Consider the following 467-nt stretch of genomic DNA (forward strand, 5'->3'; position numbering starts at 1 on the left):
GCACCAGTTCGCGTTTGTCGCCCTGATGCGCACGGCATGCTGTAACGATACCGGATGCCAGATGTAACGTTACTTCGTGCTCGCACGTGGCGAGCTTGTCGTGCACCGCACCCAGAACATGGCCATTCGAGGCGGCGATGATTGCTCCGCCGTTCGGGTGCGGGCGCACATTGATGCCGTTCAGATAGTGACGCGGATCGGACTTGCCCATGAACGGCGCAACCATAGCGACGAGCATCGCCGACAGGCGCAGCTGGTCGTGATTGATCTTTTGTTGGCCCGCCGATTTGTCGGCGGTGGACGCGGTGGTGCTCATCAAAGCTCCCTGGACGAATGAAGGTGAAGCCGCGTGTTGCGGCCCGGTTCAAATTGATGAAGGACTAAATTGGCAATCTGCGGACGGCGCGAGCGCGGCCGGCGTACGAACTGTGGCCGTTGTCCTGGTTGCCATCTTCGAAGTTCTGGTC

1 protein-coding gene is annotated in these 467 nt (G+C 60.0%); it reads right to left on the bottom strand.

Annotated features, from left to right (window positions below; genetic code table 11):
- A partial coding sequence (locus AB4Z32_RS27720) for a hypothetical protein (RefSeq protein ID WP_442125017.1) occupies positions 1-316 on the bottom strand: 316 nt, incomplete at its 3' end.
- Positions 317-467 lie beyond the last annotated feature (151 nt).

The sequence above is a fragment of the Massilia sp. 2TAF26 genome, assembly GCF_052115005.1.
Lineage (GTDB): Bacteria > Pseudomonadota > Gammaproteobacteria > Burkholderiales > Burkholderiaceae_D > Telluria.